4 protein-coding genes and 1 pseudogene are annotated in these 2,953 nt (G+C 71.6%); 1 reads left to right on the top strand and 4 read right to left on the bottom strand.

The annotated features are described in order from the left end of the window. Positions 1 to 419: precorrin-6A/cobalt-precorrin-6A reductase (locus WAZ62_RS21030; protein WP_422645490.1), on the top strand; the 419-nt coding region annotated here is incomplete at its 5' end. On the opposite strand, the gene cobJ is transcribed toward WAZ62_RS21030, so the two are convergent. From cobJ to WAZ62_RS21010, 4 genes and pseudogenes are all read right to left on the bottom strand, one after another. Further along, positions 395 to 1,126, bottom strand: coding sequence for a precorrin-3B C(17)-methyltransferase (gene cobJ, locus WAZ62_RS21025; protein ID WP_422645489.1), 732 nt, complete (start codon positions 1,124 to 1,126; stop codon positions 395 to 397). The two genes, WAZ62_RS21030 and cobJ, sit on opposite strands and share 25 nt — an antisense overlap. Continuing rightward, entirely contained in the window at positions 1,123 to 1,860 is a 738-nt protein-coding gene (locus WAZ62_RS21020; RefSeq protein ID WP_422645488.1) for a precorrin-2 C(20)-methyltransferase, read from the bottom strand. The genes cobJ and WAZ62_RS21020 overlap by 4 nt, the downstream gene beginning before the upstream one ends. A 5-nt stretch (positions 1,861 to 1,865) precedes the next feature. Beyond that, the gene (locus WAZ62_RS21015) at positions 1,866 to 2,498 is read right to left on the bottom strand and encodes a precorrin-8X methylmutase (protein WP_422645487.1); all 633 of its coding nucleotides are present in this window, start codon (positions 2,496 to 2,498) and stop codon (positions 1,866 to 1,868) included. Next, positions 2,495 to 2,953, bottom strand: a pseudogene (locus WAZ62_RS21010) (hypothetical protein); the annotation flags it as partial. The gene WAZ62_RS21015 and the pseudogene WAZ62_RS21010, both read right to left, overlap by 4 nt.

Here is a 2,953-nt window from a genome sequence, read left to right as displayed (position 1 = left end):
ATCGCGTCGCCGACATGGCCGGCGCGGCGCGGGCCTTGGGGCCAGCGAGACGCCGGGTGTTCCTGGCGATCGGGCGCCAGCATCTGGCGGATTTCGCGGGGCAGAGCCAGCATCATTACCTGCTGCGGCTGGTCGATAGCCCCGACGGACCCCTGCCCCTGCCCGACGCCGTCGTGGTCCTCGGGCGCGGCCCCTTCACGGCCGAAGACGACCGCGCCCTGATGATCGAGCATGGCATCGACATCGTCGTCGCCAAGAACGCCGGTGGCGACGGCGCCCGCGCCAAGCTGGAGGCGGCGCGCGCGCTCGGCCTGCCCGTCGTGATGATCGACCGTCCCGCCCTGCCGCCCCGCCGCGTGACCGAGAGCGTGGCCGAGGTCCTGTCCTGGCTCGGTCACGGCGCCGACCGCGGGGTATAGACGAAACGGCCGACCCGCCGGGTCGTGCTGCTGCCGACGATGACGAGGGTGCGCATGTCGGCCATCTCCGCCTTTGCTTCGCCGAGGGTGGTCACCTCGATCCGTTCGTCCGCGCCGCCCACCGCCCTTGCGAAGACGATCAGCCGCGAAGGGCCGCAGGCCGCGCGCAGGATCGCCAGCGCCGTCTCGAACTGATGCGGCCGGGCCGTGGAGCGGGGATTGTAGAAGGCCATGGCGAAATCCGCCTCGGCCGCGAGGCGAAGGCGCTTCTCGATCAGCGCCCAGGGCTTCAGATTGTCCGACAGGTTGAGGGCGCAGAAATCATGGCCAAGGGGCGCGCCGACCCGCGCCGCCGCCGCCAGCATGGCGGTAACCCCGGGCAAGACATGAATGTCGAGACCGTGATCCTCGGGTCGGGTCTCCAGCGCCTCGAACACGGCGGCGGCCATGGCGAAGACGCCGGGATCGCCCGACGACGCGACGACGACGCGCCGTCCGGCGGCTGCGAGGTCGAGCGCGTGATGCGCCCGCTCCAGTTCCACCCGGTTGTCGCTGGCGTGCAGCACCGCCCCCGGCGTCGCCGCCCGCTCGACATAGGGGCCATAGCCGACGATATCGGTCGCCGCCATCAGGGCGAATTCGACTTCCCCAGTGATCTGGCCCGGCGCCCCGGGGCCGAGGCCGACAATGTTCAGGCTGCCCTTCATGCCTCGTCTCCCGCGCCGGGGCGTCGGCCCCGGCCATGGGCGAGGACGATGGCGAAATAGGGACATTCCGCCGTCTCGACCTGCGCCAGGGGGCGCACCCGCTCGCCCGGCATGGTGCCATGTTCGATCAGCACCGCGTCCCCCAGGCGCCCGGCGGCTTCGAGCGCGCGGCGGATCTTCGGCAGGTTGCGCCCTGTCTTCATGACGACCAGCGCATCCGCCGCGGCCATGTGACGGATCAGGTCTTCCTCGGGCAGGGTGCCGGTCAACACGCTCATGACGTCGTCGCCCCAGGTGATGGGCTGGCCGCTGGCGTGCCAGCAGCCGGCCATGCCGGGAATGCCCGGCACCACCTCGACCACCGCGCGGCCCCGCAGCCGCGCATGCAGATGCATGAAGGAGCCGTAGAAGAAGGGATCGCCCTCGCACAGCACGACCACGTCCTCGGTCCGGGCGAGATCGGCGAGCCGCGCGCTCCACTCGTCGTAGAAACGGGAGAGGAGATCATTGTAGGCCGGACTGTCGAAGGGCAGTTCGGTCGTCACCGGATATTCCATCGGGTGTTCGGTCGCGTCCGGCGCCAGCATCCCCTCGACGATGCGGCGGGCCTGGCCGGCGCGGCCCTTCTTGCGGAAATAGGCGATATGGCGGGCGGTGCGGATCAGCCGGTCGGCGCGCAGACTGATCAGATCGGGATCGCCGGGACCGAGGCCTGCGCAGATCACCTTGCCCATGGCGCTCACTCCCGAGGCCCGGCGAGGGCATTCACCGCCGCCGCCGTGATGGCCGAGCCGCCCAGCCGCCCCTCGACGACGAGGGATGGAACCGGCGCGGTCGCCAGCAACTCCGCCGTCGATTCGGCGGCGCCGACGAAGCCGACCGGGCAACCGATGATCGCCGCCGGGCGCGGACAGGCCGGGTCCTTCAACATGTCCATCAGGTGGAACAGCGCGGTCGGCGCATTGCCGATGGCGACCAGCGCGCCTTTCAGATGCGGTCGCCACAGCTCCAGCGCGGCGGCCGAGCGCGTGTTGCCCATCGCGCGGGCGAGGCCGGGAACGCCGGGTTCGTTCAGGGTGCAGATCACCGGATTGTCGGCCGGCAGGCGGGCGCGGGTGATCCCTTCCGCGACCATGCGGGCATCGCAGAGGATGGACGCCCCCGCCTGCAGGGCCGCGCGCGCCGCCACCGCCATGCCGGGGGTGAAGCGGATGAAATCCTCCAGCCCGACGAAGCCGGCGGCATGGATCATGCGAACCGCGATCACCTCTTCCGCCCCGGTGAAGCGGGCGAGCGACGCCTCGGCCCTGATGATGGCGAAGGAGCGGGCATAGATGGCGGCGCCATCGGTTTCGTAACGGCGGGCGATCATGGCTTGGCGAATATCCGGTCGGGGTGGCGGATCAGGACCTCGGGATCGAGGTCGCGGCAGTGGGGGGGTTCGCTGGCGGCGCCATCGCGGATCAGGCCGAAGCCCGCCGGCCCGGCCACCAGCGTGACCTCGGCCGGGGCGGGATGAGCGCAGCCCTTGGCGCAGGCCGAGACGTGAAGCCTCGTCCCCGGCGGGACATGGGGCGCGAGGGCGAGGGCCAGCGCCCGCACCGGGGCGTGGCCCTGCGGACAATCGGGCGCGCCGGTGCAGGCATCGACGCGAAGCCGGGCATCGGCGGGATCGAGGATCAGACCGGGCAGACCGGGGATCACATCCACCCCCTCGACCAGCAGCATCCGCCAGGGCGTGAGACGCAGCGCGGCCCCCAGGCGGGCAAGGGCGGCCAGCACCTCCGCCCGCAGGCGGCCGAAGGGAAAGGCGACGAAAGTGCCGAG

The organism is Zavarzinia sp. (assembly GCF_049306435.1).
Taxonomy (GTDB): domain Bacteria; phylum Pseudomonadota; class Alphaproteobacteria; order Zavarziniales; family Zavarziniaceae; genus Zavarzinia.
The sequence above is the reverse complement of the archived record's forward strand: the minus strand, read 5'-3'. Positions and strand labels throughout refer to the sequence as shown.

Excerpts from the sequence above, each read along its gene's own strand:
- WAZ62_RS21015 (WP_422645487.1), bottom strand. The coding sequence starts at position 2,498 with ATGATCGCCCGCCGTTACGAAACCGATGGCGCCGCCATCTATGCCCGC.
- cobJ (WP_422645489.1), bottom strand. The coding sequence starts at position 1,126 with ATGAAGGGCAGCCTGAACATTGTCGGCCTCGGCCCCGGGGCGCCGGGC.
- WAZ62_RS21020 (WP_422645488.1), bottom strand. The coding sequence starts at position 1,860 with ATGGGCAAGGTGATCTGCGCAGGCCTCGGTCCCGGCGATCCCGATCTG.